This window comes from Glaciecola sp. 1036, from assembly GCF_050306235.1.
Taxonomy (GTDB): domain Bacteria; phylum Pseudomonadota; class Gammaproteobacteria; order Enterobacterales; family Alteromonadaceae; genus Glaciecola.
In genome coordinates, this window is the sequence record NZ_JBLWFH010000004.1 from 66,877 (window position 1) to 87,949 (window position 21,073).

The 21,073-nt window shown below is 40.2% G+C and carries 20 protein-coding genes; 8 read left to right on the forward strand and 12 right to left on the reverse strand.

Annotated features, from left to right (window positions below):
* Window positions 1-4: 4 nt before the first annotated feature.
* The 6 genes from fkpB to ACNKW3_RS07480 all read right to left on the reverse strand — a co-directional run bounded on the left by fkpB (window position 5) and on the right by ACNKW3_RS07480 (window position 6,889).
* A complete protein-coding gene (fkpB, locus tag ACNKW3_RS07455; RefSeq protein ID WP_427398662.1) occupies window positions 5-445 on the reverse strand; it encodes an FKBP-type peptidyl-prolyl cis-trans isomerase in 441 nt (146 codons plus the stop codon).
* Window positions 438-935, reverse strand: coding sequence for a signal peptidase II (lspA, locus tag ACNKW3_RS07460; protein WP_427398663.1), 498 nt, complete (start codon window positions 933-935; stop codon window positions 438-440). Before lspA ends, fkpB begins: the two co-directional genes overlap by 8 nt.
* The gene (gene ileS / locus ACNKW3_RS07465) at window positions 928-3,741 is read right to left on the reverse strand and encodes an isoleucine--tRNA ligase (protein ID WP_427398664.1); all 2,814 of its coding nucleotides are present in this window, start codon (window positions 3,739-3,741) and stop codon (window positions 928-930) included. Before ileS ends, lspA begins: the two co-directional genes overlap by 8 nt.
* Window positions 3,734-4,684 (reverse strand): bifunctional riboflavin kinase/FAD synthetase, encoded by a 951-nt coding sequence (gene ribF / locus ACNKW3_RS07470; RefSeq protein ID WP_427398665.1) that lies wholly within the window; start codon window positions 4,682-4,684, stop codon window positions 3,734-3,736. Before ribF ends, ileS begins: the two co-directional genes overlap by 8 nt.
* A 187-nt stretch (window positions 4,685-4,871) precedes the next feature.
* On the reverse strand, window positions 4,872-6,440 hold the full coding sequence (murJ, locus tag ACNKW3_RS07475; protein WP_427398666.1) for a murein biosynthesis integral membrane protein MurJ: 1,569 nt from the start codon (window positions 6,438-6,440) through the stop codon (window positions 4,872-4,874).
* Window positions 6,441-6,466: 26 nt separating this feature from the next.
* Complete coding sequence (locus ACNKW3_RS07480) at window positions 6,467-6,889, reverse strand: CBS domain-containing protein (protein WP_427398667.1); 423 nt, start codon at window positions 6,887-6,889, stop codon at window positions 6,467-6,469.
* 162 nt (window positions 6,890-7,051) lie between these two features.
* On the opposite strand from ACNKW3_RS07480, the gene rpsT reads away from it, so the two are divergent.
* A complete protein-coding gene (gene rpsT, locus ACNKW3_RS07485) occupies window positions 7,052-7,315 on the forward strand; it encodes a 30S ribosomal protein S20 (RefSeq protein ID WP_427398668.1) in 264 nt (87 codons plus the stop codon).
* A 354-nt stretch (window positions 7,316-7,669) separates the two neighbouring features.
* On the opposite strand, the gene ACNKW3_RS07490 is transcribed toward rpsT, so the two are convergent.
* The 6 genes from ACNKW3_RS07490 to tig all read right to left on the reverse strand — a co-directional run bounded on the left by ACNKW3_RS07490 (window position 7,670) and on the right by tig (window position 16,068).
* Window positions 7,670-9,547 carry a SurA N-terminal domain-containing protein gene (locus ACNKW3_RS07490; RefSeq protein WP_427398669.1) on the reverse strand — a complete coding sequence of 626 codons (1,878 nt, stop codon included), beginning with the start codon at window positions 9,545-9,547 and terminating at the stop codon, window positions 7,670-7,672.
* A gap of 144 nt (window positions 9,548-9,691) precedes the next feature.
* Window positions 9,692-9,964 carry a nucleoid-associated protein HU-beta gene (gene hupB / locus ACNKW3_RS07495; protein WP_427398670.1) on the reverse strand — a complete coding sequence of 91 codons (273 nt, stop codon included), beginning with the start codon at window positions 9,962-9,964 and terminating at the stop codon, window positions 9,692-9,694.
* Window positions 9,965-10,240: 276 nt separating this feature from the next.
* The gene (lon, locus tag ACNKW3_RS07500; protein WP_427398671.1) at window positions 10,241-12,586 is read right to left on the reverse strand and encodes an endopeptidase La; all 2,346 of its coding nucleotides are present in this window, start codon (window positions 12,584-12,586) and stop codon (window positions 10,241-10,243) included.
* A gap of 117 nt (window positions 12,587-12,703) precedes the next feature.
* Window positions 12,704-13,981, reverse strand: a complete 1,278-nt coding sequence (clpX, locus tag ACNKW3_RS07505) for an ATP-dependent protease ATP-binding subunit ClpX (RefSeq protein WP_427398672.1) — start codon at window positions 13,979-13,981, stop codon at window positions 12,704-12,706.
* 29 nt (window positions 13,982-14,010) lie between these two features.
* Window positions 14,011-14,643 carry an ATP-dependent Clp endopeptidase proteolytic subunit ClpP gene (gene clpP, locus ACNKW3_RS07510; protein WP_427398673.1) on the reverse strand — a complete coding sequence of 211 codons (633 nt, stop codon included), beginning with the start codon at window positions 14,641-14,643 and terminating at the stop codon, window positions 14,011-14,013.
* A gap of 120 nt (window positions 14,644-14,763) precedes the next feature.
* Window positions 14,764-16,068, reverse strand: a complete 1,305-nt coding sequence (tig, locus tag ACNKW3_RS07515; protein ID WP_427398674.1) for a trigger factor — start codon at window positions 16,066-16,068, stop codon at window positions 14,764-14,766.
* 428 nt (window positions 16,069-16,496) lie between these two features.
* Between tig and ACNKW3_RS07520 the strand changes: the two genes are divergently transcribed.
* The 7 genes from ACNKW3_RS07520 to ACNKW3_RS07550 all read left to right on the forward strand — a co-directional run bounded on the left by ACNKW3_RS07520 (window position 16,497) and on the right by ACNKW3_RS07550 (window position 21,065).
* Window positions 16,497-16,973, forward strand: a complete 477-nt coding sequence (locus tag ACNKW3_RS07520) for a YHS domain-containing (seleno)protein (protein ID WP_427398675.1) — start codon at window positions 16,497-16,499, stop codon at window positions 16,971-16,973.
* A 6-nt stretch (window positions 16,974-16,979) separates the two neighbouring features.
* Entirely contained in the window at window positions 16,980-17,306 is a 327-nt protein-coding gene (locus tag ACNKW3_RS07525) for a thioredoxin family protein (RefSeq protein ID WP_427398676.1), read from the forward strand.
* A 13-nt stretch (window positions 17,307-17,319) separates the two neighbouring features.
* Window positions 17,320-17,610 carry a DUF2282 domain-containing protein gene (locus ACNKW3_RS07530; protein WP_427398677.1) on the forward strand — a complete coding sequence of 97 codons (291 nt, stop codon included), beginning with the start codon at window positions 17,320-17,322 and terminating at the stop codon, window positions 17,608-17,610.
* A gap of 30 nt (window positions 17,611-17,640) precedes the next feature.
* Complete coding sequence (locus ACNKW3_RS07535; RefSeq protein ID WP_427398678.1) at window positions 17,641-18,555, forward strand: DUF692 domain-containing protein; 915 nt, start codon at window positions 17,641-17,643, stop codon at window positions 18,553-18,555.
* Window positions 18,548-19,300 carry a putative DNA-binding domain-containing protein gene (locus ACNKW3_RS07540; protein ID WP_427398679.1) on the forward strand — a complete coding sequence of 251 codons (753 nt, stop codon included), beginning with the start codon at window positions 18,548-18,550 and terminating at the stop codon, window positions 19,298-19,300. The genes ACNKW3_RS07535 and ACNKW3_RS07540 overlap by 8 nt, the downstream gene beginning before the upstream one ends.
* 366 nt (window positions 19,301-19,666) lie before the next feature.
* Window positions 19,667-20,176: a TlpA family protein disulfide reductase gene (locus ACNKW3_RS07545; RefSeq protein ID WP_427398680.1), complete on the forward strand. Its 510-nt coding sequence runs from the start codon at window positions 19,667-19,669 to the stop codon at window positions 20,174-20,176.
* A gap of 292 nt (window positions 20,177-20,468) precedes the next feature.
* The gene (locus ACNKW3_RS07550) at window positions 20,469-21,065 is read left to right on the forward strand and encodes a TetR/AcrR family transcriptional regulator (RefSeq protein WP_427398681.1); all 597 of its coding nucleotides are present in this window, start codon (window positions 20,469-20,471) and stop codon (window positions 21,063-21,065) included.
* The last annotated feature ends 8 nt before the right edge of the window (window positions 21,066-21,073 follow it).

Genomic DNA, 21,073 nt, shown 5'->3' on the forward strand with positions numbered 1-21,073 from the left:
ATTATTACCTTACGTCGATGATTTCAACATCAAATATTACATCTTGCCCAGCTAACGGATGATTAAAATCAACCGTTACGGAATGCCCAGCAACGCTTCGAATGATACCCGGTAGTTCAGAACCATCAGGTTGAGCAAAGCCCATAATCATACCTTCTTGTAAGTCAGCATCCGCTGGAAATTTAGTTCTATCTACATGATAGATATTATCGGGATTTGGCATGCCAAACGCATCATTTGCCGCTATTTCGAAAGATTTTGATTCACCTTTCTTCAAACCGCGCAAGCAATTTTCGAAGTTGACCGTCAGGCTTCCATCCCCCATTACCATCTTAGCAGGCTTTTTACCCACTCTGGTACTATCGACAGCTGAACCATCTTTTAGTTTGAGATCAAAATGCAAAATCACTTCACTGGCATCGCCAATCACAGGCTCACTACTCACTTTGTGTATCCTCTTTGTTTGTAAACATATCAATGATCAACAGTACTGCTCCAATAAAAATTACTGAATCTGCCACATTAAATGCCGGCCAATGAGAATTACCTATATAAAAATCCAAGAAATCGATCACATACCCATGCAAAACACGGTCAATAAAGTTTCCTAATGCTCCTCCCAAAATAAAGGAAAAAGCAATGGGTAATAGATTTTGCTCTTTAGGCGTTTTCTTCAACCACCAAACAATCAGAATACTAACCGCTAAGGCAATTCCGCCTAAAAAGTAACGTTGCCAGCCGCCCGCATCGTACAAAATACTAAAAGCTGCACCATAGTTATGCACGTATGTTAAATTGAAAAATGGCAAAATTTGAATCGATTGAGACAGCTCCATCTGTGCTACCACTGCATGTTTGGACCACTGGTCTAATACTAATGCAATCAGACTGATCCAAAGATAACGCAATCCAGTGTCTTGAAATACCTTAAGCATATAGTCTAGTTTCCCCATCTCCGTCGACGTTTACCACACAACGATGACACAATTCTGGATGCTCAGGTTCGTTGCCAACATCAGTCGTAAAATGCCAACAACGTGCGCATTTAGTACCTTCAGCTTTTTCTACTAGTACAGCGGCTTTGAGTTCAGGGTCTTCAGCTAAATCTTCAGGTTTCGCTGATAAAGGACTAATTTGCACTTCAGAGGTAATCAGTACAAACCTTAGTTCATCTTCTAATTTTGCAAGTTCTGACATTAGCTCATCATTTACAAACAAGTGGACGCGGGCTGCCAATGAACCACCAATCACTTTTTGGTTTCTTGCCTGTTCCAATGCGCTATTGACGAGGGTTTTAACTTGCAAAATACGTTGCCAGTACGCATTTGGTAAGGCTGGAGAAACTTGTGGGAATCCATCGTACCATTGACTGGTGAAAACAAATTCGTCTCTTTGCCCAGGCATCACTTCCCACACTTCTTGAGCAGTAAAGCTCATAACTGGCGCCATCCATCGTACAAGGGCTTCCACAATGTGATAAAGAGCCGTTTGGCAGCTTCTTCGGGCTAAACTGTCGCCTTTTGCTGTGTATTGTCTATCTTTGATGATATCCAAATAAAAACTACCCAGCTCTATAGAACAAAATTGCGTGAGTTTTTGACTCACACCTAGCATGTCATATGCTTCATAAGCTTGTAGAATCTCTTCCTGAACTAATTTTGTTCTTTCAATGATCCAGGCATCAAGTGCGACTAACTCCTCAACTGGTACAAGATCTTTTGCAGGATCGAATCCATTCAAGTTCGCCAACAAGAAACGACAAGTATTTCGAATTCTACGATAAGCATCTGCTGCCCGTTTAAGTATTTCATCACTTACGGTCATTTCGCCTCTATAGTCGGTTGAGGCCGTCCATAAACGCAAAATATCAGCACCCAGTTTATTGGTAACTTCTTGTGGCGCAATGACATTACCTAAAGATTTAGACATTTTGCGCCCTTCTGCATCCACGGTAAATCCATGGGTCAACACTTGTTTGTAAGGGGCACGTCCGTGCATTGCGACTGAAGACATTAGGGATGACATAAACCAACCTCGGTGCTGATCTGAACCTTCTAAATATAAATCTGCACTGGCAGGAATATCAGCTCTTTGATCAACCACAAAAAAGTGAGTTACACCAGAATCAAACCAAACATCTAGGGTATCAGGGACTTTTTCGTAATCTTGCGCATCGCTACCTAGGAGAGATTCAACAGACATATCAAACCATGCCTGAATCCCCTCTTTCTCAATAGCTTGAGCGACCTTTTCCATTATTTCAGAACTGTCCGGATGAATCTCACCGGTTTCTTTATGAATCAATAATGCTATAGGAACGCCCCAAGTTCTTTGGCGTGAAATACACCAATCTGGACGTTGCTCAACCATGCTTCTTATGCGGTTTTCGCCCCACTCAGGGATCCATTGAGTTTTCCCAATCTCATCTAAGGAAGCTTGGCGTAGTCCTTTTTTATCCATACTCACGAACCATTGCGGTGTTGCACGGAAAATAATAGGCGTTTTATGGCGCCAACAATGTGGGTAACTGTGTAAGTATTTTTCATTTAATACTAGTGCGCCCACTTCGTCTAATTTGCTGACAATATTCGCGTTAGCTTTAAATACATGTTGCCCGGCAAATAATGGCGTATTATCCAAGTACACCCCGTTACTTCCCACTGGGTTATAGACCTCAATGTTATATTCTTTACCTACATTAAAGTCATCAACACCATGCGCAGGCGCTGTATGCACACAGCCCGTACCCGATTCAGTAGTAACGTGTGCTCCTAAGATTAACGGCACCTGAATATCAAGTAATGGATGTTGTAGTTTAACGAGCTCAAGATTTTTGCCCAGCGTTTCCGCCACTATGTTGACATCTGATGCTGCGTATCTTTTTGCACAGGAGTCAACCAAGTCAGTAGCAAGTACGAAGGTTCGCTTACCTGCTGACAAGGTCATTTCGACTAGGCTGTAGCTCAATTCAGGATGTATACTTACCGCTCTATTTGCAGGAATTGTCCATGGTGTTGTCGTCCAAATGACTACAGCTGCATCAGCCACTTCTGGATGATTATCAAATGCTTTAGCCGCACCTGCGACATCAGCAAAAGCAAATGCTACATCGATTGCAGGAGACTCTTTATCTTTATATTCAACTTCAGCTTCAGCCAGTGCAGAGCCACAATCGGTACACCAATGTACAGGTTTAAAACCTTTTTCTAAATGACCAGAAGTGACAATTTTTGCAAGCGCTCGTACTATGTCAGCTTCCGATTTAAAATCCATGGTCTTATACGGATTTTGCCAATTACCTAGCACACCCAAACGGATAAAATCGTTACGTTGACCATCAATCTGTTGTTCCGCGTAAGCGCGACATTTTTGTCTAAACTCAGCGACACTTACTTTGACACCGGGTTTACCGACTTTCTTCTCTACCATTAATTCGATAGGAAGACCGTGACAATCCCAGCCAGGAACATAAGGAGAATCAAACCCAGACAAAGTTTTAGATTTAACAATGATATCTTTTAGAATTTTATTAACCGCGTGACCAATATGAATACTGCCATTTGCATAGGGAGGTCCATCATGCAAAATGAAAGGTTTTTTACCTTTGCGAGATTGGCGAATAACTTCATACAGATCTTTTTTCTGCCAACTTTTCAGCATTTCTGGTTCGCGCTGCGCGAGATTCCCGCGCATAGGAAACGCTGTTTCAGGTAAATTAAGTGTTGATTTATAATCACTCATATTGGTTTCCGTTATTATATTTATGTTGAAACAAGTCTCTCGCTTGTTTCGCATCTAATTCGATTTGTGTTTTTAACTGTTCAAAACTGTCGAACTTCATTTCGTCTCGTAGTTTGCCCCAAAATTCTACCGTCATATGTTTGCCATACAGATCCCCAGAAAAATCAAATATATGGGTTTCTAATTGCAATCTCTGGCCTAACAATGTGGGTCTCACCCCCAAATTCGCAACCCCTTGATACCGATTCCCGTCAATTCTAGCGGTAACAGCGAAAACTCCTGAGACCGGAGCTTTTTGTTTTTTGATGACAATATTAGCTGTAGGAAAACCGATGGTTCTTCCGTTTTTTTCACCGTGCACAACTTTCCCAGAAAGTGCATAAGGGCGACCTAGCATAGATTTAGCGTAGGCAAAATCATCGTTCGCTAAAGCTCTTCGAATCTCAGTTGACGAAATTCGACAATCATCTAAACGATAACTTTGTGTGCTGACAACTTTAAATCCAGAGTTTTCACCAGAAGATTGTAAAAAAGCAAAGTCTCCCTTTCGCTTGTATCCAAATTTAAAATCATCTCCGACAACCAAGAACTGCACACCTAGTTTTTCAACCAATAAATGTTGCACAAATTCTGTAGGGGATTGTTTTGAAAATGTTTCGTCAAAACGTACACATATCAGGCGTTCTATCCCTATTTGATCAAGCAACACAAATTTATCTCTTAGAGTAGATAATCGCGCAGGCGCAAGTTCTGGCGCAAAATACTCCTCGGGTTGAGGTTCAAACACCATTACCGCCGCAGGCACCCCTAGCTCTCGCGCTTTCTTTACTAAACTATCTAGCACTGCACGATGCCCAAAATGAACGCCGTCGAACTTACCTATAGTAAGTACACAGCCATGATGTTCAGGTTTAATATTTTGAATACCGCGGATCAGTAACACTGAAAGTTTTATGCCCCAATTAAATCTTCGAACTGCTAAGGCCTGAATATTTTACAGCCTCAAACAAAACGCCAGATTATAAACGTAATCCAGCTATTTAACCAAGGGTTTAAGGGGAAATTTGTCCCTCAAATAGTAGTCAAGCAGCCTTTATCTCTGCCAAGGATTAAAGGAGGGCTAAGCAGCATCAGTTATTGGCGCTCTGATTACGCATTAAGTGCCAAGGTTTTATTCCTAAAATCAATAGGGAAATCAAATAAGCAACAACTCCCAAGCCTATGGCAACAGAGAGATTTTCAACCCTTTGTACAAAGGTTAACAACGCCCAATCAATACGAGCATTCCACCACAACACCAGCGCACTCATTATCACTGTTGCAAAAGCCACCTTGACAATAAAAACCCAAGTCGATTTTGAAATAGTATAAACACCTAATTTATTCAGTCGTAAATACAACAATAATGCGTTTAATGAGCCTGAAATTGCAGTTGCCATAGCTAAACCGACGTAGCCAAAAGGAACAGCGAGAATAAGATTAAATACCATATTGACGACCATGGTAATAATTCCATATTTTACTGGGGTCTTTGTATCTTGGCGGCTATAAAAAGCCGGCGCGAATATTTTAACCAGCATAAAGCTATAGAGCCCACATCCATAAGCCATAAGACTGAAAGTAGCCATACTGGCATCTGAAACTTCAAAAGCGCCTCTTTGGAATATGACCAATAACAATGGAAACGCGAGAACACATAGGCCTGCAGCGGCAGGAATTCCGAGCAAAGAAATGAACTTTAGCGCCCAGTCCATTGTGGAGGAAAAGGTTTTGGCATCATTTTGCACGTGATTTTTTGCCAGCGAAGGTAAAATCACCGTCGCTATTGCAATCCCAAACAGTCCCAGCGGAAATTCTAATAGCCGATCTGAATAATATAACCAACTGATAGATCCTGTGACTAAAAAACTCGCAATTAAGGTATCCAACAAAAGGTTTATTTGACTTACCGACACACCAAAGAGTGCTGGTATCATCAGCTTTCTAACTTTGGTAACGTAGTTATCACTCCAGCCCCATTTTGGTCGAACGAGCATTCCACTTCTGTATAAGAAAGGAATTTGAAATGAGAGTTGAACGACACCTCCCACAAATACTCCCCAAGCTAGTGCGAATGCTGGCTCTTCCACATAAGGTGTTATCGCATAAGCACACCCAATAATAGATACATTCAACAGAACAGGGGTGAATGAGGAAACAGCAAATTTATTCAGCGTATTTAATATCGCCCCAGCAAAGCCTGTCAGCGAAATAAATAATATGTAAGGAAAGGTGATTTTTAACAGGGTTGCAGCGAGAACAAACTTTTCACCGTCTGGTTCATCGTTATAATAATCTAGAAACCAACCAAAACCGAAAAGTGCGGTAATAACTGGCGATAACACTACCCCTATAATAGCGGTGAAAAAAAGAATAATCCCCAAGGTTCCTGAGACTTTAGCGACAAACTCTTTTTGCCTTTTTTCGTCTTCATTTTCCACTACTTCGGTCAAAACAGGGATAAAGGCCTGCGCAAAAGCACCTTCAGCAAATAAACGACGTAAAAAATTAGGAATTTTATTGGCAAAAAAGAACACATCAGCAGCAGCTTCAGCGCCAACGATTTTAGCTACCACGACATCTCTAACAAGACCAAGGACGCGAGATAATAGCGTCATGGTACTGACAATTAAGCCAGCACGAAATAATTTTTTAGCCACTCAACTTCCTTATTTTATCGTTCTTATTATTGAGATAGTAAATGTGCTGAAAGTTTAACAAAATCGGACGACGTTAAGATACCCACTAGCTTTTGTTCTGCATTAAAGACAACCACGCAGCCATGTTTGTTCTTGATAAAATAGTTTGCTACTTCCGCTAATGATTGATCAGTTGAGACAGTTTCAAAATCTTCTATCCATATTTCGCTAACGGAGGTTTGCATTTCCTGCTTTAATAGCTCATCAGCACCATGCTCTGTTAAAATTTTAATAACTCTGCTCATCATTGCTTTTTGAGTTACCAACCCTAGCATTTTTTGATTGTCATCATCCATGACTGGAATATGGCGAATTCCCTTCTTACTAATCAAATCATGGGCATTTTTCATAGTGTGATGGGGTTTTAAGGTAACCAGACTTTGCGTCATAAGTTCTGCTACAGTTCGCATTTTAACCCTCCAAAACGATAAAATTGCATTGTAGGGAATAAATCTTTTGGAATAAACCGATTTTTTTACATTAAATGCACTGATACATTTGACATCTAGCTTCAGAACTAAGATAATCTGCGCCCTTAATTTTACATAGAACAAATTTTTTAGGAGTACACCTTGGCTAACATTAAGTCTGCTAAGAAACGTGCGATTCAAGCGGAAAAGCGCCGTAAGCACAATGCAAGCCGTCGTTCAATGACGCGTACTTGCATAAAGAAAGTGGTTGCCGCTATTGATGCTGGTGACAAAGAAGCTGCTCAAAATGCATTTGCAGCTGCAGTACCTGTTTTAGATAGAATGGCGACTAAAGGTCTAATTCATAAAAACAAAGCTGCACGTCACAAGTCACGTTTAAATGCACAAATAAAAGCGATTGCTTAAGCTTTAGCTAGAACGCGTTTTTACTGCAAGAATTTGAAAAGCCGGTTAATATTTTATATTGACCGGCTTTTTAGTATTTCAATCCAACTTTTTGGCAAATTCGTATATTCACAAAGAACAGAAATCTAAAAGACTAAAATGCTTAAATTTTTATTTTTAATACCTGTGATACTGTATTTTGCTTGGTACATGTATCTGCGAAACAATGACTATACGATTCAACAGGGTAAACAGGGCTTTATTTACATCACTGTTTTATCTGGGGTGATATTTTTGTTTTTTGCCGTTACTGCAGTCTTTTTCTAAAAAAAACGCCGCTTTAAGCGACGTCTTTTTATAGCTACTTTGACAATACTAATTTGTGATACTTATATCCGCATCAGCTTTTAATGCTTCAACGAAATTTTCAAAGGTGCGTTGAGCTTGTTGGCTAGCATAACGTCCCTTGTATTGTGTGATTTCTTCTTCAGTTAACGCTTCCACCGGATTGATCTTATCAAGTTTAATCACGCCGACGTTTCCATTATTCAGGTTTACAACCGCACTCTTGTTACCTTCAATAGTGGAAAGCGCAAATAATGCTTCAGTAACATTTCTAGATACTTCTGCGTTATTTCTAGCTAATCCAGGAAGGACTTTCCATGATAAGGATTTTTCTGCCAACAAATCATCAGCATTGTCATTTTCCATCAAGCTATTTTGGACTTCCTGTGCCCACTGATATGCAGCTTGTTGTGCTTTCTCGTTTGTCAAACCAATACGAATATCAGCACTCACTTCATCTAATGACATAGTTCTTTGAGGCTGATGCTCAACAACTCTTACAACCATTACTTCGTTTTCGCTAATGGAAAGTAATTCACTGTTAACCTTATCTTCAGTTAATTCCGGTGAAAACGCAACATTTTCTACTTGAGGGAAATTAACAGAAGCCGGAAGGTTATTTTTGCCAAACAAATTGGTTTCTAAAACAGGTCGATCTATTAGCTCAGCTATTGGCGCTAAATCATCTGAAGATTCAAACGCAATTCGCTCTATCTCAGACTGTAAGGCATAAAATTCTTCTATTGCCTTATCGCGTTTTAAATCAGTAAAGATTTGCTCTCGAACTTGTTCTAGAGGATCAGTTTCAAGCGGTTGATACGAGGTCATTTGAATAATGTGATATCCGAATTCAGTTTCTACAATACCGCTGTAATCGCCCTCAGCTTCTAATGCAAATACAGCTTCCATAAAGGAATCTTCATAGTCACCTTCCTCTACAACGCCAAGTAAACCACCTTCTTCAGCGCTAACAAAATCGTCTGACAGCTCTTCAGCAAGAGTGGCAAAATCTTCACCATTGTTGAGTCTTTCAAGAGCAGCTTCTGCGCGACTTTGGGCATCTTCGCTAGTTTCAAATAGTATATGAGCGACAGCTCTTTCTTCTGGTGTTTGGAAATAGCCGATATTCTCTTGGTAGTAAGCTTGAATTTCGTCTTCACTCACCTCTACTCGTGGAAGCAAGTTATCAACAGAAAGACTGATAAAGGCTAGCCTTACTTTTTCTTCAGTATCGTATTGCGAAATATTAGCATCATAATAAGCCTGAATTTCTTCGTCAGTGACAGTGACTTCATCAATGTAATTGCTTGATGATACTTCTATATAACTGGCATCTCTTGTTTGCTTTTGAAGTTTTAATAAATCTTCAACCGCCTTATTGATACTTATAGTAGATCCGTTTATCGCTTGTCTTAATTGACTGCGCGTCAATTGGACTCGCATGTATTCAGCAAACTCGCTTGGTGTATAACCCGCGCGCTGAATAGACATTTGATAGGACTCATTTGAAAACTGCCCCGCGATTTGGAATTCAGGCATCTGAACAATGGCTTCTTTTATTTGCTCATCACTTACTCTCAGACCCAATTCTTTTGCTTTTTGTGCAATTAGTGCATCAGCAATTAAACGGTCGAGTATGCCAGCTCGAAAATCAGCTAGATATTGTTCGTTTGCAAACAAACTGGAAACAGCTTCGCCAAAGCGTCTTTCCATAGCTATGCGTTCATTTTGCATTGCAATTTCTAAGCTGTTTAAAGAAATTTCTTCTTCATTTACTACCGCAATTGCAGTTGACGCACTAGAGTTAAGATATCCACCAACTCCTGTAAATACAAAGCTTACGACGATCAATGCGACTATAGCAATCGCCCAAGGTCCGTTTAAGCCTTCTCTAATTCTTTCTAACATAGTTCAGAACTACCTTTCTATTGATTCTTTACAATCCACCGAATGGATTATACCGCGAGATATATGTTGAGGCGAGAAATATAGGGGTTTAAAACCAAAAAGGCGACAGTTTTTGCTGTCGCCTTTTTGAAAAAACAAAAATGCTTAGTTACAAGCGTCTTTAAGCGCTTTACCAGCTTTAAAAGATGGTACTTTAGCAGCTGAAATTTGGATAGTTGCGCCAGTTTGTGGGTTACGGCCCGTACGAGCAGCACGCTCACGTACGCTGAAAGTACCGAAACCAACTAAAACAACTTGATCACCGTCTTTAAGTGCTTCTGTTACAGAATCAGTTAGTGCGTCTAGCGCTCTGCCTGCTGCTGCTTTAGAAATGTCCGCACCCGCTGCGATTTTATCAATAAGTTGAGACTTGTTCACAATATGATCCCCTTCATTGTTATTATATTGCTTATTTAAAAAAAAATTATTGTTAAGTCGCAGCACAATCACGAACAGTTTATCAACTGCCTACGACTTTACACTGTTAGTATTCTTATGGCTCAGAGCCTTATTAAATCAGGCTCTCAGCTCCACCCCGTTAAGGTAGCACAACTGCCGACGATGTGAATACCTAAAACGTAAAAAAGTTAAAAAAAAACGTCTTTTTGTATATAAACTTTACTAAACAGGTTAATTTTTAACCGCTAAATCTGATTAGGATGCAGATTTAAAGGCCTCAACTGGATTTTCCAATGCAATATCCAGCACTTCATCTATCCATTTTACCGGATGAATATTAAGATCACCTTTGACGTTGTCTGGAATCTCTTCCAAATCTCGCTCATTCTCATGAGGAATAATCACAGTCTTAATTCCTCCTCTATGGGCAGCCAGTAATTTTTCTTTTAAACCACCAATTGCCAGAACTTCTCCACGTAAAGTGATTTCCCCTGTCATGGCGACATCGCATCGAACAGGGTTTCCAGTCAAGGATGAAACCAAAGCTGTACACATGCCAATACCAGCACTAGGACCATCTTTTGGTGTTGCTCCTTCAGGTACGTGAATATGGATATCACGTTTTTCATAAAAGTCTGAATTTATTCTGAGCTTTTCAGCACGTGAACGAACCACTGTCATAGCTGCTTTAATTGACTCTTGCATAACATCACCTAAAGAGCCTGTTGCTGTGGTTTTACCTTTGCCAGGCACCGAAGTTGTCTCTATGGTAAGGAGATCGCCACCTACCTGAGTCCAAGCTAAGCCAGTTACTTGACCAATCTGATTATTCTTATCCGCTTTACCATAATCGAATCTTTGCACCCCAAGATATTCTTTTAGATTATCTTGATTAACAACCACAGGTTTTTTCGACTTTTTCAATAAAATATTTTTTACTGCTTTGCGACAAATTTTGGAAATCTCTCGTTCTAGATTACGCACACCAGCTTCTCTAGTGTAATACCTTATTGCGCCGATAATTGCAGACTCTTCAATTTTCAACTCTTTGTCTTTAAGACCATTACGCGCCATTTGTTTTGAAATAAGATGACGTTTGGCAATATTGAGTTTTTCATCTTCGGTATAACCAGACAATCGAATGACTTCCATGCGATCCAATAAAGGTCCAGGAATATTCATACTGTTTGAAGTTGCCACGAACATAACGTCAGACAAGTCATAATCCACTTCAAGGTAATGATCACTAAACGATGAATTTTGTTCTGGATCTAATACCTCTAATAGCGCCGAAGATGGATCCCCGCGCATGTCAGAACTCATTTTGTCGATTTCATCTAATAAAAACAGAGGATTTTTAACGCCCACTTTGGACATTTTTTGGATTAATTTACCCGGTAATGATCCTATATAAGTTCGTCTGTGACCTCGAATCTCAGCTTCGTCTCTAACGCCACCCAAGGCCATACGAACATATTTACGTCCAGTCGCCTTCGCGACAGACTGACCTAAAGAAGTTTTACCTACCCCTGGAGGACCAACCAAACACAAAATGGGTCCTTTGAGCTTTTTCACTCGTTGTTGAACCGCAAGGTATTCAAGTATGCGCTCTTTAACTTTTTCTAACCCATAATGGTCATTATCTAGAACTTCTTCAGCTTTAACCAAGTCACGTTTTACTGCGCTTCGCTTATGCCAAGGAACAGATACCAACCAATCAATATACGAACGTACGACTGTTGCTTCAGCCGACATTGGCGACATCATTTTCAATTTATTGAGTTCTGCATGCGCCTTCTCCAAAGCTTCTTTAGGCATACGTGCTTCTTCAATTTTTTTACTTAATGCTTCAAATTCGTCCGGCGCATCGTCTAATTCGCCAAGCTCTTTTTGAATCGCTTTCATCTGTTCATTCAGATAATATTCGCGCTGGCTTTTTTCCATTTGTTTTTTAACGCGGGTACGAATTTTCTTTTCAACCTGCAATAAGTCAATTTCACCTTCCATCAGCGCCATCAAGAACTCGATTCGCTCATTGACACTTTTCATTTCAAGTACTTTTTGCTTCTCGGAAAGTTTCAATGGCATGTGAGCGGCCATGGTATCAGCTAAGCGGGCAGCATCTTCAATACCATTTAACGAAGTTAATACTTCAGGTGGAATTTTCTTATTTAGCTTTACGTAGCCTTCAAATTGAGAGACAGCTGAGCGAATCAATACTTCTTGTTCGGATTCTTCGATTTCTTCGTCTTCAATTAAACTAATATCAGCAACGAAAAACGGATCGATTTCAGTAAATTCTTGGATACTCGCTCTTACAGTCCCTTCAACCAATACTTTCACGGTACCATCGGGCAATTTAAGTAGTTGTAATATGGTTGCCACAGTTCCTATGGAAAAAACATCTGATGTTTCAGGATCATCTACACTGGCCTCTTTTTGTGCGACCAAAAATACTTTTTTGTCCTGATCCATCGCTGCTTCTAAGCATTGAATCGACTTTTCTCTTCCCACGAAAAGTGGAATTACCATGTGTGGATAAACTACGACGTCTCGCAACGCCAAAACAGGCATGTTTGTGAGCAAGTTTTTCTCGGCCATTATTCTCTCTTATCTCTCATTTTGTCTTTTTATATGGGGACGGGAAAACAAAGTTCAAAGTAGTAAAGCGAAAAAAAGGGTCATGTTTGACCCTTTTTTTTATTTTAGACGATCGCGTCACTCAGACGCTGCTTTTTTCTCGCTTCCACTCTCGTATATAAGGATAGGTTTAGACTCACCCTTGATGACAGTTTCATCAATGACAACCTTAGCAACTTCTTTGTTTGAAGGTAATTCATACATAGTATCAAGTAATACACCTTCTACAATAGAGCGCAGTCCTCTCGCACCGGTTTTACGATGCATAGCCTTTCTAGCTATAGCTTGAAGTGCGTCTTCTCTAAATTCTAGTTCAACATCTTCTAGTGAGAATAGCGCCGCAAACTGTTTAGTAATGGCATTTTTTGGCTCAGTTAAAATCTGAATTAATGCATCTTCACTTAACTCTTCCAAACTAGTGACTACAGGTAAACGGCCAATGAATTCGGGAATCAAACCATATTTAACCAGATCTTCTGGCTCCACTTCTTTAAACAAAGTAGAAAGGTTTTTCTTCTCTTCAGCTGTTTTCACTTCGGCACCAAAGCCTATACCAGCACTTTTAGCAGAACGTTGCTCGATGATCTTATCCAGCCCCGCAAAAGCACCACCACAAATAAATAGAATCTTACTGGTATCTACTTGCAAAAACTCTTGCTGCGGATGCTTACGTCCACCTTGAGGAGGCACCGAAGCGATAGTACCTTCAACCAATTTAAGTAGTGCTTGTTGCACACCTTCCCCCGACACATCGCGGGTAATCGATGGATTGTCTGACTTTCTCGAAATTTTATCGATTTCGTCTATGTAAACAATGCCGCGCTGTGCTTTTTCCGGGTCATAATCACATTTCTGCAAAAGTTTCTGAATGATGTTTTCTACATCTTCGCCCACATACCCGGCTTCCGTAAGAGTAGTCGCATCAGCCATTGTAAATGGCACATCCAGAAATCGAGCTAAGGTTTCTGCAAGTAAGGTTTTACCACTACCTGTAGGCCCAATTAACAAGATATTACTTTTACCGAGTTCAACGCCATTATGTACGTCTCCATTTCGGAGGCGCTTATAATGGTTGTATACAGCAACCGATAACACTTTTTTCGCGTGTTCTTGACCAATGACGTAATCGTCTAGATGGTTATGAATTTCATTTGGTGTAGGCAAAGCGTCAACCTTGCCCTTAGGCGAAATTTCTTTTATTTCTTCACGAATAATGTCGTTACATAATTCAACGCACTCATCGCAAATAAATACTGAAGGACCCGCAATCAGCTTTCTCACTTCATGCTGGCTCTTACCACAGAAAGAACAATATAATAATTTATTGCTACTGTCCTTGGTATGATCATCACTCATAATTATTGCCTATCCTATATGGATTTACATTACTTGTCGTTTTTACCGACTTCTGCTCGACTTGTTAACACACTGTCGACAAGTCCATAGTCTACCGCTTCTTGGGCACTAAGAAAGTTATCTCTATCAGTATCTTTAGCTACTTTTTCATAATCTTGACCAGTATGCTCTGCCATTAATCTGTTCATTTTCTCTTTAATTGACAGGATTTCTTTTGCATGTATTTCAAAATCAGACGCCTGCCCCTGGAAACCACCTAACGGCTGGTGAATCATTACTCTTGAATTAGGTAGACAATAACGTTTGCCTTTAGTGCCACCTGAAAGTAAAAAAGCGCCCATACTTGCTGCCTGACCAATACAAACCGTACTGATATCCGGTTTAATAAAGTTCATGGTGTCATAAATTGCCATACCAGCGGTCACAGAGCCACCGGGTGAGTTGATATAAAGATAAATATCTTTTTCTGGATTTTCTGCTTCTAAAAATAACATCTGGGCGACGATTAAGTTCGCCATGTGGTCTTCAACTTGCCCTACTAAAAATATAACGTTTTCTTTTAACAACCTAGAATAAATGTCAAAAGAGCGCTCACCTCTTGACGTTTGTTCAATAACCATAGGAACTAGGGCATTTGTCGGATCGAAGATTTCTTTATTCATTATGTCTCTTTTTAAAAATGCGTGACCGGTAAACTTGTTACTGTCAGATAAAAAAAATGCTCGGAATCTCCGAGCATTTAATCAGTTTCAAGAACTAAAAGTCAATGACTGCTTTGTAATTTACGCTTTTTTGTTCATTACTTCGTCGAAAGACTTTTTAACTTCTTTTACTTTCGCTTTACCAAGAATGGCGTCAATCGCTTGCTCTTCAAGGGCAAGGTTTTGAACTTGCTGCATTAATTCCTGGTTGCTTTTGTAATACTCGATAACTTCAGCTGGATCTTCATAAGCAGACGCTGTTGATTCTATAATGGCGTCAATTCGAGATTCTTCAACCTCTAATTTCTCTTGTTTGATAACTTCACCTAACAAAAGACCTACAGAAACACGACGTTTTGCATTATCAGCGAATAATTCAGCCGGTAATTCAGGAACGTTAGCGCCATTGCCTTGTTGAGCAAAACGCTGTTTAGCTTGTTCTCTCAACGCGTTAATTTCTTGATCAAGAAGTGCTTGAGGAACATTTAAGTCGTTCTTTTCAAGTAACTTAGCAATAACGTCTTCTTTCACAGCATTCTTAAGAGTCTGATCAAGCTCACGTTGCATGTTCTTTTTAACTTCTTCTTTCAACGCGTCAACACCACCTTCTTCTACGCCGAATAATTTGGCGAATTCTTCGTCAACTTTAGGCAGCTTCAGACCATCTACTTTTTTCACGGTAATCGCGAACTTAGCGTCTTTACCTTTAAGGGTTTCTGCGTGATAGTCTTCAGGAAAGGTAACTTCTGCAACAACTTCATCACCAGTCTTCGCGCCTACTAATGGCTCTTCAAAACCAGGGATCATTTGACCTTTACCTAGTTCTAATGGGAAATCTTCAGCTTTACCGCCTTCGAATTCTTCACCGTCAATGGTACCAACAAAGTCAATAACCACTTTATCGCCATTTTTCGCTTTACGCTTAACTTCACTGTACGAAGAGTGTTGCTTTTGCAACGTCTTCATCATTTCGTCAAGATCTTTCGCTTTGATATCAACAACTGGCTTTTCGATTTCTATCTCGTCTAACCCTTTAACTTCTACTTCTGGGTAAACTTCAAAAGTTGCAGCGAATTCGAAATCTTGACCATCTTCATCTTTAATCAAAGAAAACGCTGGCATGCCCGCTGGATTGATCTTTTCTTTCATAATTGCTTGGTAGAAGTTTTGCTGCATGACATCACCAGCAATCTCCTGCCTAACAGCTGCACCAAAGCGCTGCTTAATCACTTTTACCGGCACTTTACCAGGGCGGAAACCATTGATACGTTGCGTTTTAGCTAACTGTTGCAGTCTAGCTTTAACCGCTGAATCTACTGACTCGGCAGGCACCGTAATAGTCATACGGCGTTCTAATCCTTGAGTAGTCTCTACAGACACTTGCATTCTTCTACCTCAACTATGCGCTATCGCTGCGCTTTGTTTATCATTTATCTCAGTAGCCAAGGCTACATCTGAGGGCATTTCTTGCCCTGTGTTAAAAAAGGACGCCAGATTATACAGAGACACTATAACTGAGTCGAGCAGTTTGGTTAAAAAACTCTGCTTATTTTTAATGCTCCCTTTGATTCTGAAGAAAAAATAGGCGTTTTATCGCAAGAATTGCCTTTCTCCACTGCGCTTTGCACGATGATCAACCAAAAAAAACCTCTTTTTTATCACCTTTGGACGAATAGCGTTAATTTGTGGTGTATCTGTTTCCTTTGCCCACCAAATTTTTCTTACCTTATGCATCAGGGAAAGCAATCGCACTAAATTCCCTTACGAGATTGTTGTTCACATTAGTTATTAATTAAACCAAAGGAAATATGAAAATGAGAATTTCTAAATTTATTAAAGTTGCTGGACTAGCCAGCTCAATTTTATTCAGTAGCTTCACTTTTGCTTCTTCAGTGAACTTAGGTGAAAACGACGTTGCAATTCATGGTTACGACCCAGTGGCGTATTTCGTTAAGAATATGGCCGTCGAAGGTAATGCAAAATTCACAGCGACTCATGAAGGTGCAATTTATCGTTTTGCAAGTGCAGAAAATCGCGATTTATTTAAAGCCAATTCGGACAAGTATGCACCTCAGTTTGGTGGTTACTGTGCAATGGGTGTTGCGTTAAATAAGAAACTTGATGTTGACCCAAGCGCATTCTATATCGAAGACGACAAACTATACCTCAACTTGAATAAAGCTGTTCAGAAAAAATGGCTTGAAGACGTTCCTGCGAACTTAAAAACCGCTTACCGCGTTTGGGATGGCATCGAAGGTCTTTCTGTAGCTGAAACTAACGCAGAGGAGTAAGCACGAATGAGTTCGGGTATTCAGGGAATTTCGCAAACTGGACATTTATTTCCAGAACCCATTGCCATGTTGTGGTTCAGCGCGCAATGGTGCGGTCCCTGTAAACAAATTACGCCTGTTATCAATATGCTTGAACAGGCGTATGCCGGCACTGTCCGGATAGTCAAAATTGACGTAGATGAAGAAGTCGAGTTAGCGCAACAAATGGGTGTGCGTGCCGTTCCGACCATGATTCTACTTGATCGTAACAAGCGCCTCGATACGCATATCGGGGCTGGAAGTTTCGCTGAGTTATCTCAGTGGCTCCAAAGCAACATTACATTAATCGCATAACGAGGTAATAAAGATGAAAAATACGCAAACTATTGCAGCCGCCGCCCTAGCTATAGCGCTAACTGGCGTAGTCGCAGGTCCAGCACAAGCTGCCAGCAAAGAGAAGTGTTATGGCATTGCTGCCGCTGGCCAAAATGACTGTGGCAATCTAGCTGGAACCCATTCATGTGCAGGTCAATCGACAGTGGATAAAGATCCTGGCGAATGGAAATTGGTGCCAAAAGGCAGCTGTGAGTCTATGGGCGGAATGCTAAAAGCTGAAGCCAAAAAGCGTTACAAAGAGCAGCAACAAAAGAAAGACTAAGCGAGAACCCTAAACAGCGGAGGAACAAAGATGACCGAGATACACCAAACACATAAAGCAGTACGTAAACCCGCCCCCGTGGGAGTTGGTTTGCGACACGAGCATTATTCAACGGCGTTATTGAAGTCATCGCCCTCTGTTGATTTTGTTGAAATTCACGCAGAAAATTTTTTTGCAAAAGGTGGAGCAATCAGCCGATTGCTCGATCAAATAGTAGATACCTACCCAGTCAGTATTCATGGCACTGCAATGGGATTGGGATCAGCTCAAGGGATCAGTGCAAATTATCTACGAAAATTTGTCCAGCTAGTGAACCGCGTAAATCCAATATTGGTTTCTGACCACGCTTGTTTTACTTGGGGAGCGCTAGGCAATAATCCTGTTCATGCGGGCGATTTATTACCGCTCAAATATGACCAAGCAACTCTGAATGTACTGGTAAATAACATTGACCAAGTACAGCAAGCACTAGGTCGACAAATATTGATTGAAAATATTGTCACCTACAAACATTTTGAAAATGAAGACTTCTATGAAGCAGCGTTTCTAGCTAAGGTCGCGGAAAAAACACAATGCGGCTTGCTAGTTGACTTAAACAATATATTGGTCAATTACCATAACTTTTCCGATGCCAACCCTTTGCAAGCAGCGAAGAAATGGCTACAACATATTCCGCCACACCTAGTACAAGAACTGCATTTAGCTGGCAGCACTCCGGTGCAATCTGATGCATACATTGTGGACGACCACGGTCAACCTGTATCTGATGAATGTTGGGAATTGTATGAAACAACCCTTTCAATGTTTCCTAACGCAGCTGTCTTGATAGAGAGAGACAATAATCTTCCTAGCTGGACTGAACTAACCAATGAAGCAAAGCATGCTAGAGAAGTCGCAAACAAAAAGCATATGAAAGCAAAATCTTTGGAGGCTGCGTATGCCTAAGTTAACCAAATCAGCATTGCAATATCAATCTGGCTTACTTACCCAAGTGTTTACTTTTAACAACCCAGAAAAAGATAAAGGGCTGCAAATATACCAGCATAATTTACACATGACTGCATTGCGCAGTTTAAGCATTAGCTATCCAGTGTTAGAAAAAATGATTGGAGACCAAGCGCTTTTTATTTTAACGCGACGCTTATTGGACATTGAATTGCCTAAATCAGGGGACTGGGCTGATTGGGGAGCGAATTTACCTAGCTTAATTGCACAAAGCGAAATGCATGAAGATCATCCCTATTTAACCGATATCGCAGCATTAGAATGGGCCTTTCATCAGTCCTCCCGAGCAGCTTTTGAGGACTTAAATATCGGAAGTTTACAAGCGTTAAGTGAAGACGACTTAACCAATAGATATTTCGAATTACAACCTTCATTACGATTTGTATCCAGTGTGTTTCCAATTCACATTCTTTGGCAGTTACATCGTAACAGTGGAAGTTTAGATGGATTAACTAACCAATCACTGGAGAATGCAATGAATACTGAAGAAACAGGACTTTATATCGTTGGACAAACTGATTCTAGTCCACAAATTACCCAAGTTAGCGAGGATGAATATCAATTCATTCAAGGTATCTCTGAAGGCTTAAGCGTAGCTGCTTTATTAGAGAGTTTTGAAAATATTGATTTTGCACATTGGCTGACAAAGGCCATGCAGAGTCACTGGATTACTGGCATTAAATAGTTTATTCGACCCTCCCCCGGTCTATGCGGTGTTTCCTTGCACCGCTTTTTTTTCTTCAACTTTTCTCACACCTAAAATGATTTGGTGAATCGGATAAGTTTTTAGTACTAACTGACAACTCTTAATTTGATGCTTGTATAAAATTTCGCGCAAATTTAAACAGGTTATTAAGGTAACGACATGAGGAATCTACTCTTAAAATTTAAATGGCTTATCAAGCTAATTGTCAGCTTCTTATTTGGCATGCTCCAAACAGAAGTTATCGCGTTTACTACATCCCTGATGCAAGAACTTGCCAAGGTTGAAGTAAATATACTGCTTAAGCAGGTCTTGTTATAGCAAATCAGAATTATTGGAGAATTCGATATGAAATCTAAACATTATATTTTAGTAAGGCTATATATAGTGTTCGCACTTTTGTGTTATGCGGTAGCCAGTCTTGCAGACGCACAACAAGGTAAACAGCAAAGCCTAATCGCTCCTGATTTCACATTCAGTGAAATATCGGGCGAAGAATATACCCTAAGTGAAAAGGTTAGCGGCAAACCTGCCTTGTTGTATTTTTGGGCGACCTGGTGTCCATACTGTAAGAAAGCTACCCCTAAAATCGTTGAGCTACACAACAACTACTCAGACGTTATAGAAGTATTGGGCATTAACGTGGGAATTGATGACTCGGTAGAACTAACCCAAGCGTACATTGAAGAGTTTGACATCAAATTTCCAATCATGTTTGACCATGATAATTCGGTTAGTCAGTCTTACAACGTATTTGGAACCCCAGTATTTGTGGTTATATCAGATCAAGGCAAAATGCTATATAGAGGGCATGTGTATCCAGAAGGGATTGAACAAGCCTTGCAACCTACGCCATGAAAAATATGATTACCAACCTTAATCACAATTGGTTAAGCCTAATCACACAAGGGATACTGATAAGTGCACTTAAAACCTCTTTGCTTGTTGGATCCTTACTTATTTTAATTAACCAATTTGATATTTTCGTCGGTACTGCTGAATTTCATTTAGGTAAAGCAGCTCTTAGCTACTGTGTACCTTTTCTAGTATCATTGTACAGTCGAATCGCCTGCTTAAAAAAATAACCAAAGAGATGTTAATAGTCAGATATTAATGTATACTAACCTGTATACAAATAATGAGTATTAATATGACTAAAGGACGTAAAAGCAAGCGCGAACATTTAGTAGAGACGGCGCAACGCTTATTTTATCGTGAAGGTATCAAAGGCACAGGTATAGACACAGTACTTGAACACGCCGGCGTTGCTAAAAGAACCTTATATAATCACTTTAAATCTAAAGATGAACTTGTCATTGCAACCTTACAGAGGCGCGATGAAGAATTCATGAACATGCTAAAAACAGGCGTAAAAAAATTTGAAACTGAGCAACAAGGAGATCCTGCTTTTGCCCGCATCTTGGCGTTTTTCGATGCCATTGACGAATGGACAACCTCTAAGCAATTTTCTGGTTGTATGTTTATAAACGCATCTGCTGAATATCCGCGTCACGACCATCCAGTGCATGTTATTTGTGCTATGCATAAACGTCTGGTAATCCAATATATAGAAGAGCTTTTGAGTCCATTGTCGTTAGCTGACCCACATGGGATAGCAGTTCAATTAGCTGTACTTACCGATGGCGCCATAGTTAACGCTCATACAACAGTCAACAAAAATGCAGCGCAAGTAGCAAAAGAAATAGCGCAATCAATGCTAGTTCTGCACACGCAACCTCAACACTAAACTGTCAG

Bases quoted from the DNA above. Each gene is read 5' to 3' on its own strand.
- lspA (WP_427398663.1), bottom strand. From the start codon at position 935: ATGCTTAAGGTATTTCAAGACACTGGATTGCGTTATCTTTGGATCAGT.
- ileS (WP_427398664.1), bottom strand. From the start codon at position 3,741: ATGAGTGATTATAAATCAACACTTAATTTACCTGAAACAGCGTTTCCT.
- ACNKW3_RS07480 (WP_427398667.1), bottom strand. From the start codon at position 6,889: ATGCGAACTGTAGCAGAACTTATGACGCAAAGTCTGGTTACCTTAAAA.
- ACNKW3_RS07490 (WP_427398669.1), bottom strand. From the start codon at position 9,547: ATGTTAGAAAGAATTAGAGAAGGCTTAAACGGACCTTGGGCGATTGCT.
- lon (WP_427398671.1), bottom strand. From the start codon at position 12,586: ATGGCCGAGAAAAACTTGCTCACAAACATGCCTGTTTTGGCGTTGCGA.
- clpX (WP_427398672.1), bottom strand. From the start codon at position 13,981: ATGAGTGATGATCATACCAAGGACAGTAGCAATAAATTATTATATTGT.
- clpP (WP_427398673.1), bottom strand. From the start codon at position 14,643: ATGAATAAAGAAATCTTCGATCCGACAAATGCCCTAGTTCCTATGGTT.
- tig (WP_427398674.1), bottom strand. From the start codon at position 16,068: ATGCAAGTGTCTGTAGAGACTACTCAAGGATTAGAACGCCGTATGACT.
- ACNKW3_RS07520 (WP_427398675.1), top strand. From the start codon at position 16,497: ATGAGAATTTCTAAATTTATTAAAGTTGCTGGACTAGCCAGCTCAATT.
- ACNKW3_RS07525 (WP_427398676.1), top strand. From the start codon at position 16,980: ATGAGTTCGGGTATTCAGGGAATTTCGCAAACTGGACATTTATTTCCA.
- ACNKW3_RS07530 (WP_427398677.1), top strand. From the start codon at position 17,320: ATGAAAAATACGCAAACTATTGCAGCCGCCGCCCTAGCTATAGCGCTA.
- ACNKW3_RS07535 (WP_427398678.1), top strand. From the start codon at position 17,641: ATGACCGAGATACACCAAACACATAAAGCAGTACGTAAACCCGCCCCC.
- ACNKW3_RS07540 (WP_427398679.1), top strand. From the start codon at position 18,548: ATGCCTAAGTTAACCAAATCAGCATTGCAATATCAATCTGGCTTACTT.
- ACNKW3_RS07545 (WP_427398680.1), top strand. From the start codon at position 19,667: ATGAAATCTAAACATTATATTTTAGTAAGGCTATATATAGTGTTCGCA.
- ACNKW3_RS07550 (WP_427398681.1), top strand. From the start codon at position 20,469: ATGACTAAAGGACGTAAAAGCAAGCGCGAACATTTAGTAGAGACGGCG.